Genomic DNA, 23656 nt, shown 5'->3' with positions numbered 1-23656 from the left:
CATGCGCTGTTCATGGATTGAAATAGCGTGATAGCAGAAGCGGACGGAGTCGGGAATGTCGAGTCCGCCGTCCGCGCAAAGTCTGAATGGCCGTCGAACATGTTGAGATTGACGGCGGAACGCGTCGAGTCGGGCAACCCGACAGACGCCACCGTGTCGAACAGGCCCATGAAATTGACCTGATAGGGAATTGCATACTTGCCGGACATTTCACTGAGGCTGCCGCCCGGTGCCCAATGGTTGACGAGGCGGTTCACGAAGGCACGCGCCGCCGCCGCACCCCGCGAGAAGCCAATGACGTTGATCCAGACCTGGCGGACGGTGCTTGGATAGCGGCTCTCGTCAAAGGCCTGCTTGTGCGCGACGCTCAGTCGGTGGACGGCGGCTTTCATGGCCGTTGTATCGTTGCGCGCGCCGTTGTTGCAAAACGTTTTCAGGTCTGACTTTGCAATCAGTTCGCGGAAGGTGCTTCGCGTAATGGCGTGGTAGACCGAGTTGAGAACTTGCGCATAGCCCCAGACACAACGCTGGTTGAAACCCTTCGCCAGCGCCTTGCCGTCCTGTGTGTAGACTTCCTCGCCGATATCCGGGAAGGGCCTGCCTACGCCCCGGGGCGTACAGCCTGAAGTTGCCATTTTCCATGTCGTTAAGTGCAACGTTGCGCAATCGGGCGACATTGGTATGTGTTTTCTTCCGCGAGTCGCGCCATTGGTCATTATTGGGGTCGTCGTTATTGTTCGTCCCGTCGAAGAACAGCGTGATATTGAGGGTCTGTGGGCACGAATTCCTCGGGTCGATAACGCGGCACTGGCCCGACTGCCGGGCAATGTCGCTCTGCGACAGACGACCGCCGAGGGTCATCGCTTACGGCCATTGAAGACTCATTGCTTTCCCCCGTCCAGATAGCGCTTATTAGATTCTTCGTCGCGTACGCCCTGAGCGATGAAAGGATCGTTCTCTGCCGGTCTTATATCGGGGTTATTGCCGCCGTTCGGGTCAATGCCGTCCGGTTCCATGACGCGTACCCTGTGGTCGGGAAGGAATACCACCCACGTTGTACCCGCGCTTCGCCCGTCATACTTCGGGATACGTACGTTCTCGGCTTTGTACCAGGACTTCACCACCTTGTTGCCTTCATCCATGTACGCGAGCCAGCGTACGGTCAGCTTCAGGTCGGGCTGCCACACGGCAGGTAGTCGGGTACAGCAGCTTCCGCCACTGGTAGATGGGTGGCCGTTGGACTTGATCTGTTCGATGTTGCCGCCGCCGCCGCCAATTCGGCTGCCTGCCGGACCTTCGATGCCAAACATGGCGACTAGATCGGGGGAGTAATTCATCGCGTCGATGTCGCCGCTCTGGAGTTCGATCCTTGGCGGCACATTGATGGGCACGGTTGACTGCGCCTGAATAGCGGTGCATCCGGCACTGCCGACGAGAGTGGCCAGCGCTATTGTGGCCAAGGTGGCCAAGCAGGCACGCCTCATTCTCTTATTCATATTTCTGATCCCTGGAGTCGACAATCGAAGTGCCATTGATTGATCATGTGGCACTTGACAAATGAACTCGTCAGAATCTGAGTTCTTGTGGCCAAAGGCAATCAGAAGAAGAACAAAATTGCGGGCAATGTTGTGAGGGATCAATGCGCCGCTGCGTGACTCCATTCCGCGTCGCGTGAGGCGAAATCGCTTTCCACGCACTGATTGAGTCTTTGGGACTTTCGACCAGCGCCGCATTTAACGACGAAAGAGGTTGGAACATCGCATTTGCAATCGCAATACGCATTTGACCAGACAGCGCACCCAGCAAAAAAGGCCGCTGCCCGCAAATAGGGGGCAGCGGCCTCGAACCAGGCGTACCGCGAGCGCGACTACGCAGTTACTGCGGAATCATGCCTGTGAGCACGTAAGCCTGGATCAGCGTGACGACGCCCACCACTGCCGCAAAGAACAGGCTGTGCCTTACGGTGAAGCGAAACAGCGCCGACTCCTTGCCGACGAGCCCTGTTGCCGCGCAGGCCACGGCGATCGACTGCGGCGAGATCATCTTGCCGCTCACGCCACCCGAAGTGTTGGCCGCGACGAGCAGCGTATCCGACACGTTGATCTGGTGCGCCGTGGTGTGCTGCAGTGAGCAGAACAGCGCGTTCGATGACGTATCCGAGCCGGTGAGGAACACGCCGAGCCAGCCGAGGAACGGCGAGAAGAACGGGAACGCGGCGCCGGTGCCGGCGAGCGCGAGGGCGAGCGTCGACGACATGCCAGAGTAGTTGGCGACGAACGCGAAGGCGAGCACGAGCCCGATGGAGAGCACGGGGCGGCGCAGCTCGCCGAGCGTTTCGACGAACGCGGCGACAGCCGCGCGCGGCTTCATGTGCAGCAGGATTGCAGAGAGGATCGCGGTCAGCATGATCGCGGTGCCTACGGCCGAGAGCCAGTCGAGCTTGAACACGGCCTCGTAGGGCACGGGCTTCGCGACGATCGGCGCGGAGCGCACGACGAGCTGGTCGAGGCCCGGCACATGCACGCTCAGGATGGTGCCGGCAAGCGCCCCCTTCGCGGCGAAGAGCGCCTTGAACGGCTTGATGCTCCACACAGTCACGATGGCGGTGAGCAGAATGAACGGCGACCACGCGCGCACGGTTTGCGCAACGCTGTACGGCGAGGCCTTGCGGCCCGATGCCGCCATGCGCGAGGCGCCGAAGTCACGGCCACCGCCGCCAAAGCCGCCGAGCGCTGCTGCGCCGCCGCTCATCTGCACGCCCGTGCCTTGCGCGGCGCGGCGCGGCTGCCAAACCTTGAGGAACGAGGCGAGCGCGACGAGGCTCACGAGCGCCGATGTGATGTCCGGCAGCTCGGGTCCGATGTGGTTCGATGTGAAGTACTGCGTAACAGCGAAGCTGCCGCCGGCCACGAGCGCGGCGGGCCACGTTTCCTTCAGGCCGCGCTTGCCGTCCATGATGAACACGAGCCAGAACGGCACGAAGAGCGAGAGCAGCGGCAACTGGCGGCCCGCCATCGCGCCGATCAGGAACGGATCGATGCCCGTCACCTGGCCCGCGACGATGATGGGAATGCCCATCGCGCCGAATGCCACCGGCGCCGTGTTGGCGATGAGGCACAGGCCCGCGGCGTAGAGCGGCTCGAAGCCGAGGCCGACGAGCAGTGCCGAGGTGATCGCCACTGGTGCGCCGAAGCCCGCGGCACCTTCGAGGAACGCGCCGAACGAGAAGCCGATCAGGAGCAATTGCAGGCGCTGGTCGTCGGTGATGGAGAGGACGGAAGCGCGAATGATTTCGAACTGCCCTGTCTTCACGACGATCTTGTAGAGGAACACAGCGGTAACGATGATCCACGCGATCGGCCAGATGCCGTAGGCGAAGCCGAAGCCCGCTGAAACGAGCGCCTGGCGCATGGGCATGCCGTACTCGAAGATCGCCACGGCGAGTGCGAGCAGCAGCGTGATCGCGGCGGCTACATGGCCCTTCATGCGCAGGCCGGCGAGCGCGACGAAGAAGAACAGGATGGGGACGGCGGCCACGAGCGCGGATAGCCACAGACTGCCGAGCGGGGTATAGATCTGATGCCAGGGTTGCACAACGGTCTCCTCCGAAGATGCGGATAAAAATGTCAAGCGAGATCATCAGGTATGCTTTGAGATTTATTTCGTATGCCTGATGAAATGCTTGCTATTGCGGTTGATTGCGTTCGCGCAGCAGGTCGTGCAGGCTGCGCGGCGCGGGCTTGAGCGGGGTGCGATGCTGTGTCCAGCCCATTTGCTGCGAGGGCGTGAGACCCCGCAGCCGCGTGACGGCCCAGCGCAGCGCGCGGTACGCACGCGGATGCGCGAATGCGCCGCTCCAGAAACGCCAGACGAACTGCTCGCTCTTGCTGTGATTCGCGCCCTGGCCGCGCAGCGGCTGCGCGACGCTTTCGTCGGGAGCCCGGTTCGCTTCGGTGCGCAGGCGCACGAGCAGTTGCGGAATCGGAATACGCACTGGGCAGACTTCGCCGCATGCGCCGCACAGGCTCGAGGCCGTGGGCAGATCGGCGGTCGCTTCGAGACCGAGCAGGTGCGGCGAGATGATCTTGCCGATGGGCCCCGGGTAGGTCGTGCCATAGGCGTGTCCGCCGATGCGCGTGTACACGGGGCAGTGGTTCATGCAGGCGCCGCAGCGGATGCATTGCAGCGTGGCGCGCAGTTGTTCGTCCGCGTAGGCCTGGCTGCGGCCGTTGTCGAGCAGCACGAGGTGCACTTCGCGCGGGCCGTCTTTCTCGCCTTCGCGGCGCGGGCTGCTGATCAGGTTGAAATATGTCGTGATGGGCTGCCCGGTGGCCGAACGCGTGAGCAGGCTCGAAAGCGGCACGATGTGTTCGAGCTTCGCCACCACCTTCTCCATGCCCATGATCGCGATATGCACGTCGGGCACCGTGGTCGAGAGGCGGCCGTTGCCCTCGTTTTCCACGAGCCACAGTGTGCCCGTATCCGCGGCGGCGAAGTTCACGCCCGAGAGGCCGATCTGCGCGTCCACGAAGGCGTGGCGCAACGCGCGGCGGCCGGTCTGGATGAGCGCGTCCACGTCTTCGGTATAGGGCGTGTCGGGAATGTATTCTTCGAACAGATGCGCGATGTCGCCCTTCGTCTTGTGGATGGCAGGCATCACGATGTGCGAGGGCTTTTCGCCCGCGAGCTGGACGATGTATTCGCCCATGTCCGACTCGATGCAGTCGATGCCGCGCTGCGCGAGGTAATGGTTGAGCTCGATTTCCTCGCTCGCCATCGACTTGCCTTTGATGACGCGCGTAGCCGCGTGCCGCTGTGCGATGCCGTGCACGATGCGGTTTGCCTCGTCGGCGGTTTCGGCCCAGTGCACGTGAATGCCGTTCGCGCGCAGCTTCGCCTCCAGTTGCTCCAGCAACTCGGGCAGGCGCGCAAGCGCGTGCTGGCGCACCGCCTCGCCGAGGTCGCGCAGGGCTTCGAGCTCGTCGGCGTCGGGGAACTGCATCGCTCGCTTGCCTTGCAGGAAGTCCATCGCGCCACGAAAGCTCTTGCGCAATTGCGGGTCGTCCAGCGCCGTGCGTGCGCGCTGGCGGAATTCGGCGGTCGGGACGAAATGGAGTGGGTTTTCAGCGCCCTTTGCGTGGGGTATTTGATTCGTGGTGCTCATCGAATGACTCCGTGCTGTGCTGCCGTTTCGTCATCGCCGTCGGTCACGACGACGACCCACAACGCGCGCGGGCCGTGCGCGCCGTAAGCGGTGGTCTGCTGAATGTCCGATGTTTTCGAAGGACCCGAGATCATGACGAGATTCGTGGGCATGCCTTCGTACCAGCGCTCCGCCGCCACGGCGGCGTGCAGGTCGGCGTGCAGCGTGTGCGCGTAGACGAGCGCGACGTGCAGCGGCGGCACGAGCGACACCGTGCGCGGGGCGTTCGCGTCGGGCGCGACTACGAGCGTGCCCGTCGCCGCGAGACCCGAACGCGCAACCGTGAAGCCCGCGTCGATCGTGTCGAAGAGTTCGGCCTTCCATTGCTCGATGGGCTGCGCATAGTCACGTGTCTGCACGGCGGCCGCAAGCGCGGCCGTGAGCGCTTTGCCCTCGGCACACGCGGTGTCGAGCAGCAGGCGCCGCACGCCGGCCGCTTCGAGGCGCTGCGCGAGATCGGCGGCCCATGTCGAGGTGGTTGCGCGCAGTACCTGCGCGTGGGCGGCTTCGAGCATGCGCTCGAACTGCGCGATGCGCTCATCCAGCGCAAGCGGCGCGTGGGACCGGCGTGCCTTGAAATGCGCGTCGATGCGCGCGTCGAGCGCTTCGACCGATGTCGCGGGACTCGTGTGCGCGCCGCGCAGTCGCCCGAGCATGCGGGCGCGGGCGCTCATCGTATCGATGCTCATGCGGCCTCCCCGCCGGTGCGGCGCCACAGGAACGAGGCGAGGTGCTCCACGGCGAGCGGTGCGCCGCGATGCGCGGCTGCGTGGCCGATGTTGAGCAGGCATCCGCAGTCGGCGGAAACGAGGCGCTCGCAGCCCGTCGCGCAGGCGGAGGCGATCTTGTCGGCGACCATCGCGCCGGAGATATCGGGGTGCTTGAGCGAAAACGTGCCGCCGAAGCCGCAGCATTCAGATTCGCGCTCGTGCTCGACGCGCGTGACGCCCGGCAGCGCGTCCACGGCTTCGACACCGTGCACGCGCGTGCCCATCTCGCGCCGCGCGCCGCACGAAGTGTGCAGCACCACGCGCTCATCGGGCTGCCTGCCCGCAGCCGGCTCGCCTGTCGCGCCCGCAGCACTGCTGCTGCAATAAGCGCCGAAATCCACGTTCAGCACGCGCACGAGGAATTCGGTGAGCTCGTAGACGCGGCCCGAGAGTTCGAGCGCGCGCGCGGCATTGGCGTCGTCGCCGTCGAACAGGGTGGGCCAGTGGTGGCGCATCATGCCCGCACACGAGCCCGAGGGCACGATCACGGGCCAAGGCTTATCGAAGAGGCCGAGCTGGGCGTGCGCCACCTCGCGCGCCTGGCGCGGGTTGCCGCTGCTGTAGGCCGGCTGGCCGCAGCAGCTCTGGCTGCGCGGGAAATGCACCGTGAGCCCTTCGCGTTCGAGCAGCTTCACCGCGTCGAGGCCCGCTTGCGGCACGAACAGGTCGACGAGGCAGGTGGCGAACAGATAGACGTCCGTGGGGCGTTGCTGGGCCGCTGTGGGGTATTGGCGTGGCTTCATGTCTCGCTTTGTTTCGTTGCGCGCTGTCGTGCGTCGTCGTGCCGTGCGCCCATCGAGGCGGCCCGTCCCCGCGGGCCAGGGTGGCCGGGCAGGAGCCGTGCGTAGGGACGAGCGGTGGTTTGAGCGCATAATTCCCGCTTCGGGCAAGCGGTTCAAACTGGTTGGACCACGCGTGGCAAGCGAGAACGGGATTCGGGGATGGCAATGAGGGACAGGGCGGCCACGCGCGGACGCGTGGAAACCGTGATGCGGCAGATGGAGACCTCGCTGCTCGACGGCACCTGGCGCGCGGGCACGAAGCTGCCTTCCGAGCGCGTGCTCGCGCTCGAATACGAAGTCGCGCGAAATACGGTGCGTGAGGCGATCCAGCGGCTCGCCGCGCGCGGCCTCGTGCAGAGCCGGCGCGGCGCGGGCGTGTTCGTGACCGACCAGTTGCGCACCGGTTTCGTCTCGCCGTGGGGCCAGCTCGTGGCCGATCATCCGGCGTTGCGCGACGATATCCTCGAGTTTCGCCGCGTGCTGGAAGGCGCGACCGCGTATTTCGCAGCGCTGCGCGCGAGCGACGAGGACCTCGCGCGCATTCGCGCGCTGATGCAGGAACTGGAGCGCACGCGGGAAGCGGACGACAAGGCCGCGGAGGCCGACGCCGATGCGAAGCTGCACGAGGTGATCGCGCAGGCCTCGCATAACGCGATGTTTCTGCATCTGCACACGAGCGTGCTGGGTGTGCTGCGCGAGCACATCACGATCAACGGGACGGGGCTGCGCGTGCAGAACGAAGACGCCCCGGGCCTCTTGCTGCAGCAGCACCGAACGCTGTGCGAAGCGATCGTCGCGCGGCGTCCGGAGGAGGCGCGCACGGCGATGCAGACGCACATCGACTTCGTGCGCACGCGGGTAGGCGAGGAGATCGGTTGGCCGGAAAGTGGTCCAACCGGTGATGGCGCGGCGTGGGCCGGGGCCAACGGTTCGAGCCCGAGCACGAACGGTGGTGCGGCTGGCGCGTCGGCGTTCCAATCCGCCAAGCCAGGGAAAAGCGCCAAGCGGGCCCGCAATGCGGGCACGGACAAGCGCACCACCGGGCGCGCGGCAACGCCGGCCGGGAGCGTGGGCGCGGCACGCGTCAGGCGCCGTCCGCAGGCACGCGAAGCTTGAGCGCGCCGCGTTCTTTGCCGAGGAGAAACGCGACGTTGCGGCAGCGTCCCGCCCGGTGCGGCCGAACGCTGCTAAAGTCGGTTGGATCGGTCGATGGGAGATAACGGAGTGCAGAACAGCGAGAGGGGGCGATGAACGAGCACGCCGCACAGATCGTATCGTTGAGTGCCGTGACGCTGACCGTCAGCGACGTCGCGCGTTCGGTGCCTTTCTATGAGGCGTTAGGCTTCGTGCGGAGGCCGGGGCCGGCGGTGCCGGGCTTCGCCTCGTTCGAACTGGGCGGCGCGACGGGCGTCTGCTATCTGAACCTGCTGGAGGGCCCGCATGGCGCCGTGGGCGGCTGGGGGCGCGTAATTCTCCATGTCGCCGACGTGGACGCGTTCTACGCCCACGCACTCGCGGCCGGGGCGAACCCCGAATTCGCGCCGCGCGACGCCCCCTGGGGCGAGCGTTACTTCCATCTCGTCGACCCGGACGGCCACGAGCTGAGCTTCGCGAAGCCGCTTGCGTGAGCCGCCGCGCGCGGCCCGTGGTCGTGCGTCAATGCATTTGAAATATTCGTGACACTCGCCGCGCCGATAGTGGCGCGAGGCCGCGTCGGCCTGAGCGAGGCAGAAGCCGGCGTGACGCGAGTTGCCAGCTTGTCGAACAAGGAGAGAGTCGCCATGAATGAAATCGACCGCGCACCGGAAGCCGAACTGCGGGACGCCGAACAGTATCGCCGCCGGCGACTGGACGAAGAGCTCATCGACGCCTATGACGAAGAGCTCGAAATGGAGGTCGACGACCGCTTGCAGGAAAGCGGGCTGGAAATCAGCGACGAGTCGCGCGCGCTGCGCCGCGTCTATTTCCGCGAGCTGATCCGTTTGCAGGGCGAGCTCGTGAAGATGCAGGACTGGGTCGTGAGCACGGGGCACCGGCTCGTCGTGATCTTCGAAGGGCGCGATGCTGCCGGCAAGGGCGGTGTCATCAAGCGCATCACGCAGCGCCTGAACCCGCGCATGTGTCGCGTGGCCGCGCTGCCCGCGCCGAACAACCGCGAGCGCACGCAATGGTATTTCCAGCGCTACGTGCAGCATCTGCCGGCCGGCGGCGAGATGGTGCTGTTCGATCGCAGCTGGTACAACCGCGCGGGCGTCGAGCGCGTGATGAACTTCTGCACCGACGAGGAATACGAAGAATTTTTCCGCTCGGTGCCCGAGTTCGAAAAGATGCTCGTGAGGAGCGGCATCCAGATCATCAAGTACTGGTTCTCGATCACGGACGACGAGCAGGAAGTCCGCTTCCAGAGCCGCATCGAAGATCCGCTCAAGCAGTGGAAGCTCTCGCCGATGGACCTCGAAAGCCGCCGCCGCTGGGAGGCCTACACGCACGTGAAGGAAGTGATGCTGCAGCGCTCGCACATTCCTGAGGCGCCGTGGTGGGTCGTGCAGGGCGTGGACAAGAAGCGCGCGCGCTTGAACTGCATCCACCATCTGCTGAGCCAGGTGCCGTATCACGAGATCGAGCACCCGCAAGTCACGCTGCCGGCGCGCGTGCATCATCCCGACTACATTCGCCAGCCGGTGCCGCAGGACATGTTCGTGCCGGAAATGTATTGAGGCGTGGGCGCGTTGCGCCGGATCCAGTAAAAAGCCGCGTTCCCCGATAACCGGGAAGCGCGGCTTTTTTTCGTGCTGTCCGTCGTTGCTTTTTTGGCAGGCACGGCCGGCCTGGCCCACGCGCAATCAGAACACGTGCCGGAACACCCAGTAGAGCAGGCCCGCCAGCACGATCGAAGCGGGCAGCGTGAGCACCCACGCCATCACGAGGCTGCGCACCGTGTTCCATTGCAGGCCCGAGCCATTGGCGGCCATCGTGCCCGCCACGCCGGAGGAGAGCACGTGCGTCGTCGAGACCGGCAGGCCATACACGTCCGCCATGCCGATGGTCGCCATTGCCACGACCTCGGCGCAGCCTCCCTGGCCGTAGCTCAGGTGCTGCTTGCCGATGCGCTCGCCCACCGTCACCACGATGCGCTTCCAGCCCACCATCGTGCCGAGGCCGAGCGCGATCGCCACGGCCACCTTCACCCACGTCGGAATGAACTTGGTGGCGTGATCGATCTGGCTGCGGAAGTTGTGGATGGACCTGGCGTCGTCGGCTGAGAAGGCGACCGCGTTCTGCTTGTCGATCAGGCGAATTGCTTCCGAAACCACGTACATGTTGTTGCGCACGTTGTCGACGATCGATTGCGGCACCGCCGCCATCGAGCCCGAGGCGCTCACCTGGTCGGCCACCACGCCCGAAAGCGCGGCAAGCGCCGGCACCGTTGCGGCCGAAATCGTGCGCGTGCCGATGAAGCGCTCCACTTCCGCGCGCGGGTTGGCGGGCGCGGCCACGTCGTTCGTGTACCGCTCGAGCGCGCGCGTGGCGTCGTGGGCGACGGCGACGAAGGTCTGCGTTTGCTCGGCCGTCACGGCACGATTGAGCGCATAGGCGGTCGGCACCGTGCCGATCAGGATCAGCATGATGAGGCCCATGCCTTTCTGGCCGTCGTTGGAGCCGTGCGCGAACGAGACGCCCGTGCAGGTGAGGATCAGCAGCGAGCGGATCCCGAACGGCGGCGGCTCTTTGCCCTTGGGCTCGGCATAGAGTTCGGGGATGCGCACCACGGCCTTGAGGATCAGCAGCAGCAGGGCGGCCAGCAGGAAGCCGACGATCGGCGAAAAGAGCAGCGACTTGCCCACGCCGAGCGCCTGGCTCCAGTCCACGCCGCTCGTGCCGTTGGCGCCGTGCATCAGCTGGTTCATGAGGCCCACGCCGATGATCGAGCCGATCAGCGTATGCGAGCTCGACGAAGGCAGGCCGAAGTACCACGTGCCCAGATTCCAGATGATCGCGGCAATGAGCAGAGCGAACACCATCGCGAAGCCGGCGGTGCTGCCCACTTGCAGGATCAGTTCGACGGGCAGCAGTTGCAGGATGCCGAAGGCCACCGCGCCGGTGGACGTGAGCACGCCGAGGAAGTTCCATGCGCCCGACCACATCACCGCGACATTGGGCGAAAGCGAGTGCGTGTAGATCACGGTCGCGACCGCATTCGCGGTATCGTGAAAGCCGTTGACGAATTCGAAGCCTAGCGCGATGAGCAGCGCGACCCCGAGCAGGATCCAGGGAAGCGCGGAGCTCTGGCGCACGGCCGAGAGATCGTCGGCGAGATGCATCCCCACATACACGGCACCGGCGGCGATGACGATGAGGAACGCGAGCAGGCTCACATTGCGCCCGCGCGCGGGGGCGGCGCCCGGTTGCGGTGACAGGGAAAGATCTGGCATGGCAGGCGGACTCCCGGGGGTGGAGGGGCGACAAAGGTTTCGCTTCCGATCCTGAACCGGGCAGGTGTCGTTTTGATGACGGATTTGTGGCAGCCATGCACCAGAAATAAGCCATCGCGTACAAGCAGGGCGAGAAGTAAGCGCTGATTTACGACGACTGGAGATGACGACGGTCCGCGAAGCGGGCCGCCGACCGACGGAGGTTTGCGCAGATGCCAAAACGGGTTCTTTCGGTGCGTCTTCGGGTGCGCCGTTGGCTCATCGTGCGGGCGAAGAGGGCAATACGCCTGATCGGCAATTATCCGTTCTTCGTGGGGATAGCCGGCACGCTCATCGCGACTTTGATGGCAGTCCTGACCTATGTTGCGCTCTACGAGGGCCGCGCCGAAGAATTGCGCCATGCGGCCGAGAATTCGCGCAACCTCGTGCAGCTCATCGGCAACGACATTGCGCGCAACGTCGAGATTTACGACCTGTCGCTTCAGGCCGTGGTCACGGCGGCCGAGCAACCGCAGACCTGGAGCTTGCCCCCGGCGCTGCGCCAGCGTGTGCTGTTCGACCGTGCGACGGCGGCATCGAACATCGGCGGCGTCTACGTGATCGACGCATCGGGTTATGTGAAAGCGTCCCTGAGCGCCGCCGCCGCGGCCGCGGCGGAGGGCGTCTCGTTGGCCGACCGCGATTACTTCATCGCTCAACGCGGCGACCCGCATGCGGGCCTCATTTTTTCGAGGCCGTACCGCTCGCGCCTGCGCGGCAGCGTGCCCAGCATCGGCCTCACGCGCCGCATCGACGCGCCCGATGGCTCGTTCGCGGGCGTCGCGCTGCTCGGCGTGCGGGTCCACTATTTTCAGCAGCTTCTGGATCGCGTCGACCTCGGGCGGGGCAGCCACCTGTTCATCCTGATGCAGGGCGGCACGATGCTCGCGAGCAAGCCGCCAGCGCTGGGCAGCGCCGGCACGAGCTATTCGAGTTCGCAGAATTTCGCGAAATTTTCCCGCCGCGATGCGGGCACCTATACGGCCCGTTCGAGCCTCGATGGCGTGGAGCGCATCTACACCTTCGCGCACGTGGGCAACGCGCCGCTCATCATCGTCGTGGCGCCCGCCGTGGAGAGCGTGCTCGCCGGCTGGCGTCGCCGCAGCGATTTCGCGCTCGTGATGACGACCGTGTTCGGCGGCGCGTGGGTCCTCGTTTCATGGGCGCTTGCGTTCGCGCTGCGCGACAAGGTGTTGGCCGAGGGCGAATTGCTGCGTCTTGCCGTGACCGACCCGCTCACGGGCCTCGCGAACCGCCGCGCGCTAGACAGGCGCCTCGTGGAGGAATGGCAGCACGCGATGCGTGCGCGCACGCCGCTTTCCGTGCTGTTCTTCGACATCGACCACTTCAAGCTCTTCAACGACACCTATGGGCACGCTGCCGGCGACGAGGTGCTCGCGTTCGTCGCCGGGCGCATCGCCTCGGGATCGAGGCGCGCAACGGATCTCGCCGCGCGCTACGGCGGCGAGGAGTTCGCGCTCGTGCTCCCCGGCTCGACGCTCGACGCCGCGACGCGCATTGCGGAGAAGATCCGCAAGCGCATCGAGTCGGACAATCTCGCGCTGAGCGGAACGCAGCAGGGGTGCGTGACAGTGAGCGCCGGGTGCGCGAGCTGCGACCCGCCGGTGGGCGAAAGCGGCGCGAGGCTGCTGGCCGCCGCCGATCGCCTGCTTTACGAGGCGAAGGAAGCGGGCCGCAATCAGGTCCGGGCGCAGCAATGGACGGGCGAGGGGACGCATTCGGTGGTGGGTGCCGAGACGGGAACCCGAGGCCGCGATGCGCCCGCAAGCTGAACCTGCAGCGCGTCCGCTTACGCGAGCGCGCGGTGCCAGGGCGTGCCGGTCAGCGCGCCGATTTCGACAGCCGGTGGCCGAGACCGAGATTCGAGACGATCTGCCAGGTATAGACGCGCGAATAGTGCACGCCGAACTGGCGGCCGATCAGCTCGCGCACGCGGCTGTTGGTCCACGCGTCGCTCGGGAACCCGTGGTCTCGCGCTGAACCGTGCAGGGCGCTCGCAATCCAGCCTAGCGCGGCCTGATCGAGCACGGAGGGCCGACCGCCCACGCTCATCTGCTTGAGCGCGGCGAGGCCGCCGTCCTCGACGATCGTTTTGTAGCGTCGCACCGTCTGGGCGGAAAGGTGGAGAGAGTCGGCAACGGTATTCACCGTCGCGCCTTCGATCAGCATCTGGCCGGCGGCCATTCTTCTCGCGACGCTCGGCAGGTTCTCGGTTCGGGTAAGCATGTGTTCACTCGTCGACGAAAGATTCCGGTCATGCGGCATTGCGGATGTGCCGCTCCTGTAACCCTCTTCCTGCATGCGGGTCTTCTCGCTTGCCATGGTCGCGCCCCGGGTCGATGCGACGACGCGAAAGCCATGACGGACGGCGAAATCGACGCCCGGTAAAGGACGCGTGCTGCGAAACGCCTCGGTGTTCCGCAGCGGATATTAATAATTGTTTTCGTAGGGATTGTGTATAGCTAGCGGAAAAATAGTCTGCTTGACTTGTGGATAATCCTGAACTAATGGGAAAAAACAACCGGTCCGGATTGCTCAACAATGGGCGCCGTCATTTCGCGTTGACTTGCCATGCAATCGTTTCGTCATCGCCGTCTGATAGCCTGATTTTTTGCTCATTTACAGAAAAACAAACCACTCATTAATTCGTATGAGTAATCGCTCGTGCCATTCGGCCGCGCGGCGTGCGATCTCGCGTAATGCGTATCAGATATCGGTGGCCGGGTTTTTGAACGTTAGCTAACTTTTTTTGGCGATGCTGGTGCAAATCGTCGCCGCCGGGCTAAGGTAAGTGCTGGGCAATTTCAGGGAGCGAATTGATTTTTTTGTGCAGAATGTTTTTCGCAAACATTCGCAATCGATTCGAATGCGGATTGGATTTGAATGTAACGAATGGAGAAAACCGGATTCGCGTCACGGCGCCTCGCGCAGCGAGCCGGCTCTCCCTGAATCATGCAGGGCTGCCACGCGCGTGCGCGCCACGGGAAACGGTGCGCGGCAAAGGTGATGGTCCGCTTTCTGGCCGCTGGGGATGAGTACTGAAACCGAAATCGATGAAAAGGTAAGTCGCTTGTTGCGGCGCGCGGCGAGCCGCCGCTCTCTCGTGCCATATGGCGCGTTTCATGCCCTCTTCGCGGGCGACGTGCCGTTGCGCGAGCGCTACGAGAAGCTCGAGGCGGCGGCGGCGGCGTTGTGCGAGCCGCGCGAGGCTGACTACGCGTCGTTGCTCGCAACCGATTCGGGGCTGCCCGGCCCGGACTTCTATGTGCGTTTCAGGCGGCTGCATGCCGAGCGCTACTACGCCACGCTCGGCGCGGACCGGCATCGCATGCTGCGCCTCGCCGAAAAGCGTCAGCTCGCGAGCGAGGAGCGCGAGCGCGTGTATGCCCACTATCGGCGCTGCGTTGCCGAGGCCGCGTGCGAGAACGGCGCCTGAGTCGCGCGGGCCGCGCCGCGCGCGTCTCGCGTTTTCGTTGTCCTGCCATCCACGATCCGAAGAAGGAGTTCCTCCATGGCCCTGCGCTACCGTTCGTCCGCGCCGTTGCTCGGCGCTGTTCTCGTCCTTGCCCTCGGGGTTTCGCCGCATGTGCCGCTGCGTGCGCAAACGGCATCGGACGCTGCGCCAGCGAGCGCGCCGGGCGGCGCCATGCTGCAGGCCGGCGCGCTGGCGACTACGGCGAAGGTGGTGAGTGTCGACGCGGCCAGCAATGCGGTCACGCTGCGCGGGGCACGCGGCGATCAGGTGACGGTCGACGTCGACCCCGCCGTGGCCAACGTGAGCAAGCTCGCGCCCGGCGATCAGGTGAACATCGTCTACAAGCAGGCGGTGCTGCTGCGCGCCGACAAGGTGGCGACGAGGGGCATACGCTCGCGCGTCGATACGGTCGCCACCGAACCCGCCTCCGGAGGCATAGCGGTCGCCGCGCATTCCGTGCAGGTGGTCGCGACGGTGCAGAAGATCGACCGCAAGAACCGCAAGGTTACGCTGCGCGGGCCGCGTCACACGGTGGTGGTGACCGCGCCGGCGGACATATCGCTCGAGTCACTCAAGGTGGGTGACAGCATTCGCGCCGACTACGTGAGCGCGACGGCCGTCGAGGTGACGCGCAACGGTCAGCCCGTGCAGTAAGGCAAGTGGGAGGCAGCATCATTGGGGGGGCGTTGCGCGTGGCGTGCTGCCGCGCCGGCGCCCGACCCGGCTAATCGACGCGATCGTGGTCGCGCACGAGGATCGAGACGTACACCGCCGTGCAGACGATGATGACGATGACGCCGGCGATCACTTTCTGCTTGTCGAACTGAATCAGGCCGAGCACCGCGATGGTGATGCCAGTGGCGGAACCGAGCGTGCCGATGGCGGCGACGAGAATGCGCAGCTTGCTCCACACGCGATGGCGCCGCTCGGGACCTGCGCCTTCCATAAACCGATGCAGTCGATCGAAGAACATGGCGGCTCTTCCAGGTTGGGTAGCGGGCGGTCGCGCGGGCGCGATATTGCGCGCGTCCGGCTTAAATCATTATAGCGAGCGCGCCGTTGCGCGCTTTTCCACTTGCCTGCGTGCCGCCGCGCCGGGAACATCCCGGCGTTTTTTGCGCTTTTTAAGTTTGTCTTAATATTGCGTCGCCATGATCGTGGGGTCGGGTCGATTTGATCGTTCGATTCGCGGTTGTTCTTCACGTCCCCTGTTGGCCGCCGATTCCATCGGCGGCTTTTTTTTGCCCGCGACTTCCTGCCGCAGAACGCACGATTACCAACGCGCGAAGGCAGCGGCCGCTGCCGGAGCCGTGCCGCCGTTTCGCGCTTGCTGCCAGTTTTACTTGTGATTGGTCGCGAGGGCGCCTGCGCTGTTCGCGCCGCCGAACAGCTGAGTCAGATATTGCGCGTTGTTGTTCATCGTCGTCATGAGCGCGTTGAGCGCCGTGAACTGGCGGTTGAACTGCGCGGTGAGGAGCGTGGCGCGCGCATCGAGTTTGCTCGACTGCTGCTTGATGTCGTCGATCTCCTTGTTGAGGGCGTTGGTGCGGCGCTCGATAATGCCGCTCGACTGCACATAGGGCGTGATGGCCGCGTCGAGCTTCGCCGTCATGCCGCCACTGCCGAACAGCGCCGCAATCGCGCGGCTGTCGGGCTGCAGCGCATTCGTGAACGTCTTGTCGTCGATTTCCAGCTTGCCGCTCTTGTCGAGCTTGATGCCGATCTCGCTCAGCGAATGGCGCACGCCGTCGCTGCCTTTCGCACCCGTGGAGATACTTGTGGGCAACGATGCGGCGAGCGAGCGCGCGATCGAGTCGCCGAGGAGGGCGCCCGTCTGCGCGCTGGTCGAACCGTTGGCGGGCGTGTAGGAGGTCAGCCCGCTCAGCGCGTCTACGTAGCTGTTGTACGCCTTCACGAAATCGCGGATGGCGGTGCCCGTCGCTTCGGTGTCGGCCGCGATGGTGAGCGTTTGCTTCGTGCCCACGGAGGCGCTTTCGAGCTTGATCGTGATGTCGCTGATTGCGGCATCGAGCGTATTGCTCGCGCTCGTGACCCGCGTGCCGTCGATACGCACTGCGGCGTCGCTGGCCGCCACGACTTCGCGCATCTGCGAGGAAGCGAGGCGCGCCTCGACGCCGGTGCCCGTCGTCACTTCGATCTGGTTGGCCTCGCCGGTCTTGTTCGCGGTGAGGACGAGGTGCTGGCCGTCGGCGCCGCTGACGATCGACGCCGTGACGCCCGGATTGTCCTTCGCACGGTTGATGGCGGCGACAACGTCCGAGAGCTTGTTGCTGCCCGCGGCGAGCGTCAGGTGCATGGACTTGCCGCCCATCGTAATGTCGAGGCCGCCTTCGCCGAGCGTCGCGCCGGTGTCGAGATTGCCCGAGGAGAGCTTGTGGGCCGTCGCGAGATGATCGACTTCGATGGCGTAGCTGCTGGCCACGGCATTCTTGCCGGCCACTGCGCTCAGGCCTTTGTCCTTCTCGCTGGTCGTCACCGTGAACCGGTTCAGCGCGGCGCCATCTTTGAACGGCACGAGCGCGGTTTGCAGCGAGGCGAGCGCCGACTTCAGCGTGCCGAGCGCCGAAAGCGTCGTGTTGCTGGCCGTTTGCTTCGCGGCGAGGGCGGCGCTCGGCCCGGCGATCTTGGCGTTGACGAGCGCCTTGACGACTTGGTTGACGTCGAGCGTGGAGTTGGTCGCGCCGCTGATGATCGACTGCGCGGCATCGCTCAGCACGCTGTTCGTGCTGGTGGTCGTGGTATTCGTGATCGTGCTGGCCATGAAAGAAGTCCGTTCGTTCTGGTGAGTCGGATCGGCGGGACGCGTCAAGGCGCGGCCTTGCTTTCATTACGGAAAGCTTTCGTGAAACTTTATGTAAGAAACGAAAAGAATTTGAAAAGATGTGCGAGGGCTTGCAGCGGCTGGCTGCGGCGTCTTTCAGAAGTGCTCGGGAAAGCCCGCGCGGCCTTGCGTGAGATCGCGCAGCGCGCTGCGGGCAGCCTCCACGGCGCTGGCGGGCAACTGGATCGTGAGGCGGACAGTCATCGCGTATTGGCTTTGCGCGAGCGTGAACTGCTGCTGCTCGATCCAGTGGCGCACGCGGGTTTCGTCGGGGTAGCCGAGTTCGACCATGAGGTGGGCCTGCGCAATGCGCTCGACTCGTACGGCCTCTTGCAGCGCGACGGCGATGGCGTCGGTATAGGCGCGCACGAGGCCGCCCGCGCCGAGCTTCACGCCGCCGTAGTAGCGCACGACGGCCGCGAGCACGCCGTCCAGGTCGTGATGGCGCAGCACTTCGAGGATGGGGCGCCCTGCGGTGCCGGACGGTTCGCCGTCGTCGGACATGCCCGACTGGCCGCCCGCGAGCAGCGCCCAGCAGACATGGGTGGCGCTGGGGTGCTCGTCGCGCAGGCGGCGCAGCTCTGCCATGGCCGCTTCACGGTCGGCGACGGGAAGCGCGTGCGCGATGAAGCGGCTCTTGCGGATTTCGAGTTCCGCGCTGACAGGATGGGCTAGCGTAAAGGTCGGCACAGCAGATGCGGAGGGCGGTCGGTCGGCGAGTAGTGGCGCGGGTGGGCGCGATAGTGCGCGGCAGGCGCAGGCGAAACCACCATGTTAGCCGATGCCGGGTGGCGACCTCCGACGTCCGTCCCCATATCTTGCCAATTTATGTAACGGTTTCTTGCGCGAGATGCTAGTGACGTACCGTCCGTCAGGCCCGATAATGCACGGCATGACGGGTCTAGCTCTGGCTGGAGCGACGCCGAACTCCTCATTCGGTGATCCGTCATATCTCTTTTCTCGCGGCGCCGTTCCAGCCGACGCGATTCTCGTCACCAAGAGCGCGAAAAAAAGCCCCGGTCGCAATGTCTCACGACCGGGGTCACAAGGCTCGCCTGTTCTCAAGAGGCGAACCTACATTACGATTTCAAAAATCCGTGGGCAATGAGAAATAATCCTGGGCAGCAAGCTGCGTCTGACGACCGACTCTGGCGCGCGCCCAAAAAAAAAACCGGCCATCGCTGGCCGGGGATGAGAATACACCGTGCGCTCCGGGGAACGAAACGCCCATTAACGGTACCCTCGCGCCGAGCAGGCGGCAACGCTTGCGCATTACCTGCCATTACTGACAGCCGGCTTTCGTACGGCGCTCGCCATGAGATATGGCGCGCCGAAGCTGCCGCGTGACGGGTATTGTCGGGAGATTAATTCGGCGTCCGAATCAATTGCGTGCAAGCATCGGCACATGGCGAAGTAAGAAGCGGAAATGCGCCGAGGCCGGTCTCCCTTTGGGGGGAAGACCGGCCTCGGTGTGTCGCTATCAGGCGCTGCGAGACGCAGCGGCCCGGCGATCAGGCGCGTCAGTAACGCGGCGGGGGCGGCGGACGATGGTCGTCGTGCCAGCCCTGGGGGCCCGGATCGTGCGGGTGGTGATGCATCCACTCGTCGCGTTCCCAATAGCGGTGGCCGTCCCAGTAGCGGTTGTCGTGCCAGCCGACCGACACTCGAACGTCCACCGGCATCATGTGCGGTTCACCGTAGTGCGGCGCCGAGTCGGCGCGCAGCGCAAACGGAGCGGATTGAGCAGACTGAGCGAAGGCGCTCGATGCACCCATCAGCGCACCGCCTGCAATGAGCGCGGCGGCCAAAGCGCGGGCGGGGGTCTTCCAGTTCTTCGTATTCATGTATTACCTCCTCTTCGGTTTCGTCGTCACGCTGCATCGAGATGCTTTGTGTTTCGACCATGGTTCAAAGCTTATCGGCCCGAAGAGGAGGAATACGTGACCACTTGTAAGCTTTCGTTTCATATGATCGCTTACGCGGGAGAGGGCGGTTTCACAGTCGGCCCTTGATGCAGAAAGGATTACGCGGCGTATTTGACCAATATGAGTGTGCGTTCGAGGGTCGGGTTGTCAACTGAGGTTACATTCGGGCGGCGTCCACCGCCCGAATGAAGCACGTGCTCACGGCATTGCCTGTCACGGAACTGCCTTGAGGGCCCGTGTCAGAGGGGCGGCTTCGGTGGCGTTTGTGCGCCGCTCAGATCGATTGCGCTTTGCGAACCTGCTTGCGCCCGCAACTCGAACTTCTGGATCTTGCCCGTGGCCGTGCGCGGCAAATCGCCGAATTTCACCACGCGCGGCACCTTGTAGTGCGCGAGAAAAAGACGACAGTGCGCGATGATCTCTTCGGCTGTCGCGCTCGCGCCGGGCCGCAGCTCGACGAACGCGCAAGGCACCTCGCCCCACTTCGGGTCAGGCATCGCCACGACTGCGGCAAGCGCGACGGCCGGGTGGCGATACAGCGTGTCCTCGACTTCGATGCTCGAAATGTTCTCGCCGCCCGAGATGATGATGTCCTTGCTGCGGTCGGTGATGCGCACGTAGCCGTCGGGCGTCATCACGCCCAGGTCGCCGGTATGGAACCAGCCGCCGCGGAACGCTTCGTCGGTTGCCTGTTCGTTCTTCAGGTAGCCCTTCATGCAGATGTTGCCGCGGAACATGATTTCGCCGAGTGTTTCGCCATCTGCCGGCACGGGTTCCATCGTCTGCGGGTTGCGCACGCACACGCCGCTCTGCAGGTGATAGCGCACACCCTGGCGCGCAGCGAGGCGCGCCTGTTCCTCTTCGGGCAGCGACTTCCAGCGCTCCTGCACGGCGCACACCGCAGCGGGACCGTACACCTCGGTGAGGCCATAGACATGCGTGAGCTCGATGCCGATCGCTTTCATTTTCGCGATCACGGCCGGCGCGGGCGGTGCGCCGGCGACCATGGTGCGCACCGTATGTGTAATGCCTTCGCGATACTCGGCAGGGGCGTCGGCGAGCGCGCCCTGCACGATCGGCGCGCCGCAATAGTGGGTGATGCCCTCGCTGCGAATCAGATCGAACACGAGCTTCGCGTCGAACTTGCGCAGGCACACGTTCACGCCCGCGCGCGCGGCGAGGGTCCACGCAAAGCACCAGCCGTTGCAATGAAAGAGCGGCAGCGTCCAGAGGTACACGGCGTGCTTGGGCAGATCCCATTCGAGAATGTTGCTCACCGCGTTCAGGTACGCGCCGCGATGGTGATAGACCACGCCCTTCGGGTTGCCCGTCGTGCCGGAAGTGTAATTGAGCGCGATGGCGTCCCATTCGTCCCGCGGCTGCAGCCACGCGAACTCGGGGTCGCCCTGTTCGAGGAAGGCCTCGTAGTCGGTTGCGCGCGGGAAGAACTCGGGGTCGGCAGGCGCGATGTCGGCCACGCTGATGATCTTCAGCTGCGGGAATTCGAGCGCCGCGCGCCGCGCGAGCGCGGCGAACTCGGTGTCGACGATCAGCGCTTTGGCTTCGCCGTGACGCAGCATGAACAGCATGGTTGCGACATCAAGTCGCGTATTGAGCGTATTAAGCACGGCTCCGGCCATGGGCACGCCGAAGTGCGCTTCGACCATCGCGGGGATGTTGGGCAGCAGCACCGCCACGGTGTCGCCGCGACCGATGCCGGCTTGCGCGAGCGCGCTCGCGAGCCGCCGCGTGCGCGCGTAGGTTTCGCGCCAGTTGCGACGTACGTCGCCGTGGACCATCGCGAGGCGTTCACCGTAGACTTCGGCGGCACGCGCGATGAAGTCGACAGGCGTGAGCGGCACATAGTTGGCCTCGCGTTGCGCGAGACCTTCTTCGTACTGGTGCAACATGGCGGTGTCTCCAGTTGACCGCGGTGGTCGGCGCAAAGCCGGACCGGGGCCGGTGATCGGTTTATGGGTATGATTCGCGCTACCGTAGCAAGAGCGCGCGCGCCAGTCTGTCGCCGGCACGACAGAGCCGCCCGCCGCGAACGATTTCGCACGATACGTTTGATCCAACACCAGGAAAGCGCGATGTCGCAATCCATTATTTCCCCAGATGGGACCCAGCCTGCCCGCGAGCCGGCCACCGATGCCGGCGGCACGGCATCCCCCAAATCCTGGCGCGAAGGCGAGCGTATCGATGCCGCGAACGCGCCGCGCCTCGCAGCGCTCTTCGAGCGCTGCGCGTGGTTTCGCGCGCTCGCGCCCGAGCACCGCGAGTGGGTGCTGGCATCTTCGCATGCGCAAGGCTATGCCGCGGGCGCGATCGTCGCCGCGCGCGAGGCGCCCTCGGACTGGTGGCTCGGCGTGAACTCGGGCCTCGTGAAGCTGGCGATCTTCAACGCCTCGGGGCGCGGCTGCACGTTTTCGGGCGTGCCGCATGGCGGCTGGTTCGGGGAGGGCAGCGTCATCAAGCGCGAGCCGCGCAAGTACGACGTGATCGCGCTTCAGCCTTCGCTCGTGATGGCCGTGCCGGCCGATACGTTCCATCGGCTCATGGACTGCAGCCTGCCGTTCAACCGCTTCGTGATTCATCAGCTCAACAACCGCATGGGCGAGTTCATCGCGCTGATCCAGAACAGCCGGTTGCTCGACGTGGATGCGCGCGTGGCTCAGGCGCTCGCGCAGATGTTCAATCCGGATCTCTATCCAGAGACAGGCAGTGCGCTCGAAATCTCGCAGGAGGAGATCGGCATGCTGGCGGGCGCTTCGCGGCAGCGGATCAATCAGGCACTGCAGACGCTGGAGCGGCAGGGGCTCGTCGCGCTCTCGTACAACCGCGTGGACGTGCTCAATCTCGAAGCGCTGCGCGCGTTCGGCCGCGACCAGATTTGAGGCGCGCAGAAGTCCTTATCAATCTTGCGAGGAATAGAAAAGTCCCTGTCGTGCGAGGCCGTTTTTGAGCGCCGAATCCGTGCGTAGACTTCGCCCATCGACTCGCCTGGCGCTTTGGCCGCGAGTCCTCATGAGATGGGAGAGCAGAGTGAAGAACGCAGTCGTACGCACGGCACTCGTTTCGATGATGGCGATCATCCCCGCAGTGTCGTTTGCCCAGTCCGCCGACATTGCCGGCAATGGCGCGGCCACACGCGCGCAGGTGATACAGGAACTGGTCGATCTGGAATCGGTGGGCTACAACCCGGCGTCGGCGAACGATGCCACCTACCCTGAAGACGCGCAAAAGGCCATGCGCCGCCTCGCCGCGAAGCGCGCCGACGAAGCGCGCCTCGCCCAGTCGGGCCAGCAGCAGGAGCAGGCACAGGAACAGCTCGAGCAATCGGGTTACGGCTCACCTGCCGCGTCGAAGGCGCAAGCGGGCGCACCTGCCGTCGTGTCAGGCGGTGACGAACCGCCCGCGTATCGCCATCACTGACCTGGGCGTGTGACGGGTAGGGCCGCGGCGCTCAGTGGTCGAGCGCGAGCCGCGCGCCAATGCCGACGAGCACGGCGCCCATTACCGCATCGATGGGACGGCGCAGCTTGCGGTAGCCGCGTTGCACGCGGTCCGTGGAGAACAGCAGCGCCATGGCGCTGAACCAGCAGATGGACACGCCCGCGACGGTCGCGACCGTTGCGCCATGCACCCACATCGGCGCATGGGCGGGCAACAGGGTGACGAACAGGCTGCCGAAGAACGCGGCCGCCTTCGGGTTGGTGAGGCCCACGAGCAGGCCGCGCCGGTATGCATGCGCCGCGCCCGTTTGCTTCGCGGCGGCCGTGGGCTCGGCGGCGCCTGCGCCCTGGCGCAGGCTCAGCAGGATGCGCGCGCCGAGATACAGCAGATACACCGCGCCCGCCATGCGGATGCCCTCATAGAGCCACGCGATCTGCGCGAGGATCAGCCCGAGACCGAATACCGCCAGCGTGGCCCAGAGCGCATGCGACGTGGCGATGCCTGCCGCCGTAAAGAGGCCCGCGCGGCGGCGCGCGAATGCGTGCGACGTGACGGCCAGCATGTCCGGACCGGGGCTTGCGCAGGCGAGCAGCATGACGCCGGCAATGGCGGCGAGTTGAGGCAGAAAATTCATGGCGATGTTGGTGGGGTTGCGGACGGCGAACGCGGATGAGCGCAGATAAACTCAGGGGCGGCTGCCACCGCACGGC

20 protein-coding genes and 2 pseudogenes are annotated in these 23656 nt (G+C 65.1%); 8 read left to right on the top strand and 14 right to left on the bottom strand.

Annotated features, from left to right (window positions below):
• From VMJ11_RS05860 to VMJ11_RS05835, 6 genes and pseudogenes are all read right to left on the bottom strand, one after another.
• A pseudogene (locus VMJ11_RS05860) lies at positions 1-635 on the bottom strand (DUF2235 domain-containing protein); the annotation flags it as partial.
• Positions 636-881: 246 nt separating this feature from the next.
• A complete protein-coding gene (locus VMJ11_RS05855) occupies positions 882-1661 on the bottom strand; it encodes a DUF3304 domain-containing protein (RefSeq protein ID WP_325617870.1) in 780 nt (259 codons plus the stop codon).
• A gap of 214 nt (positions 1662-1875) precedes the next feature.
• Positions 1876-3594: a lactate permease LctP family transporter gene (locus VMJ11_RS05850; RefSeq protein ID WP_325617868.1), complete on the bottom strand. Its 1719-nt coding sequence runs from the start codon at positions 3592-3594 to the stop codon at positions 1876-1878.
• Between the two features lie 91 nt (positions 3595-3685).
• The gene (locus VMJ11_RS05845; RefSeq protein WP_325617866.1) at positions 3686-5164 is read right to left on the bottom strand and encodes a LutB/LldF family L-lactate oxidation iron-sulfur protein; all 1479 of its coding nucleotides are present in this window, start codon (positions 5162-5164) and stop codon (positions 3686-3688) included.
• Positions 5161-5886 carry a LutC/YkgG family protein gene (locus tag VMJ11_RS05840; RefSeq protein WP_325617874.1) on the bottom strand — a complete coding sequence of 242 codons (726 nt, stop codon included), beginning with the start codon at positions 5884-5886 and terminating at the stop codon, positions 5161-5163. Before VMJ11_RS05840 ends, VMJ11_RS05845 begins: the two co-directional genes overlap by 4 nt.
• 2 nt (positions 5887-5888) lie before the next feature.
• The gene (locus VMJ11_RS05835; protein WP_325617864.1) at positions 5889-6716 is read right to left on the bottom strand and encodes a (Fe-S)-binding protein; all 828 of its coding nucleotides are present in this window, start codon (positions 6714-6716) and stop codon (positions 5889-5891) included.
• 246 nt (positions 6717-6962) lie between these two features.
• Here VMJ11_RS05835 and VMJ11_RS05830 point away from each other — a divergent pair.
• The 3 genes and pseudogenes from VMJ11_RS05830 to ppk2 all read left to right on the top strand — a co-directional run.
• A pseudogene (locus tag VMJ11_RS05830) lies at positions 6963-7625 on the top strand (FadR/GntR family transcriptional regulator); the annotation flags it as partial.
• A gap of 377 nt (positions 7626-8002) precedes the next feature.
• Positions 8003-8383, top strand: a complete 381-nt coding sequence (locus VMJ11_RS05825) for a VOC family protein (protein WP_325617862.1) — start codon at positions 8003-8005, stop codon at positions 8381-8383.
• A gap of 153 nt (positions 8384-8536) precedes the next feature.
• A complete protein-coding gene (gene ppk2 / locus VMJ11_RS05820; RefSeq protein ID WP_325617860.1) occupies positions 8537-9472 on the top strand; it encodes a polyphosphate kinase 2 in 936 nt (311 codons plus the stop codon).
• A gap of 126 nt (positions 9473-9598) precedes the next feature.
• On the opposite strand, the gene VMJ11_RS05815 is transcribed toward ppk2, so the two are convergent.
• Entirely contained in the window at positions 9599-11188 is a 1590-nt protein-coding gene (locus VMJ11_RS05815; RefSeq protein WP_325617858.1) for an inorganic phosphate transporter, read from the bottom strand.
• A 212-nt stretch (positions 11189-11400) separates the two neighbouring features.
• Here VMJ11_RS05815 and VMJ11_RS05810 point away from each other — a divergent pair, with 212 nt between their 5' ends.
• Positions 11401-13020 (top strand): diguanylate cyclase, encoded by a 1620-nt coding sequence (locus VMJ11_RS05810; RefSeq protein ID WP_325617856.1) that lies wholly within the window; start codon positions 11401-11403, stop codon positions 13018-13020.
• A 49-nt stretch (positions 13021-13069) separates the two neighbouring features.
• Here VMJ11_RS05810 and VMJ11_RS05805 read toward each other — a convergent pair whose 3' ends face one another.
• On the bottom strand, positions 13070-13474 hold the full coding sequence (locus VMJ11_RS05805; protein WP_325617854.1) for a helix-turn-helix domain-containing protein: 405 nt from the start codon (positions 13472-13474) through the stop codon (positions 13070-13072).
• An 805-nt stretch (positions 13475-14279) separates the two neighbouring features.
• Here VMJ11_RS05805 and VMJ11_RS05800 point away from each other — a divergent pair.
• Positions 14280-14684: a hypothetical protein gene (locus VMJ11_RS05800; RefSeq protein WP_325617852.1), complete on the top strand. Its 405-nt coding sequence runs from the start codon at positions 14280-14282 to the stop codon at positions 14682-14684.
• A 75-nt stretch (positions 14685-14759) separates the two neighbouring features.
• Positions 14760-15377 carry a hypothetical protein gene (locus VMJ11_RS05795; RefSeq protein WP_325617848.1) on the top strand — a complete coding sequence of 206 codons (618 nt, stop codon included), beginning with the start codon at positions 14760-14762 and terminating at the stop codon, positions 15375-15377.
• 70 nt (positions 15378-15447) lie between these two features.
• Here VMJ11_RS05795 and VMJ11_RS05790 read toward each other — a convergent pair whose 3' ends face one another.
• From VMJ11_RS05790 to VMJ11_RS05770, 5 genes are all read right to left on the bottom strand, one after another.
• Positions 15448-15696, bottom strand: coding sequence for a DUF2964 family protein (locus tag VMJ11_RS05790; RefSeq protein WP_325617846.1), 249 nt, complete (start codon positions 15694-15696; stop codon positions 15448-15450).
• Positions 15697-16062: 366 nt separating this feature from the next.
• Complete coding sequence (fliD, locus tag VMJ11_RS05785; protein ID WP_325617844.1) at positions 16063-17505, bottom strand: flagellar filament capping protein FliD; 1443 nt, start codon at positions 17503-17505, stop codon at positions 16063-16065.
• Positions 17506-17661: 156 nt separating this feature from the next.
• Complete coding sequence (locus VMJ11_RS05780; RefSeq protein WP_325617842.1) at positions 17662-18255, bottom strand: YigZ family protein; 594 nt, start codon at positions 18253-18255, stop codon at positions 17662-17664.
• Positions 18256-19085: 830 nt separating this feature from the next.
• Positions 19086-19409: a hypothetical protein gene (locus tag VMJ11_RS05775; RefSeq protein WP_325617840.1), complete on the bottom strand. Its 324-nt coding sequence runs from the start codon at positions 19407-19409 to the stop codon at positions 19086-19088.
• A 320-nt stretch (positions 19410-19729) separates the two neighbouring features.
• Positions 19730-21400, bottom strand: coding sequence for an acyl-CoA synthetase (locus VMJ11_RS05770; protein WP_325617838.1), 1671 nt, complete (start codon positions 21398-21400; stop codon positions 19730-19732).
• Between the two features lie 183 nt (positions 21401-21583).
• Here VMJ11_RS05770 and VMJ11_RS05765 point away from each other — a divergent pair, with 183 nt between their 5' ends.
• Positions 21584-22387, top strand: coding sequence for a Crp/Fnr family transcriptional regulator (locus VMJ11_RS05765; RefSeq protein WP_325617836.1), 804 nt, complete (start codon positions 21584-21586; stop codon positions 22385-22387).
• Between the two features lie 130 nt (positions 22388-22517).
• A complete protein-coding gene (locus VMJ11_RS34415; RefSeq protein WP_414694310.1) occupies positions 22518-22925 on the top strand; it encodes a DUF4148 domain-containing protein in 408 nt (135 codons plus the stop codon).
• 31 nt (positions 22926-22956) lie between these two features.
• On the opposite strand, the gene VMJ11_RS05755 is transcribed toward VMJ11_RS34415, so the two are convergent.
• Positions 22957-23580 (bottom strand): LysE family transporter, encoded by a 624-nt coding sequence (locus VMJ11_RS05755; protein ID WP_325617834.1) that lies wholly within the window; start codon positions 23578-23580, stop codon positions 22957-22959.
• Between the last annotated feature and the right edge of the window lie 76 nt (positions 23581-23656).

The organism is Paraburkholderia sp. (assembly GCF_035501035.1).
Lineage (GTDB): Bacteria > Pseudomonadota > Gammaproteobacteria > Burkholderiales > Burkholderiaceae > Paraburkholderia.
The sequence above is the reverse complement of the archived record's forward strand: the minus strand, read 5'-3'. Positions and strand labels throughout refer to the sequence as shown.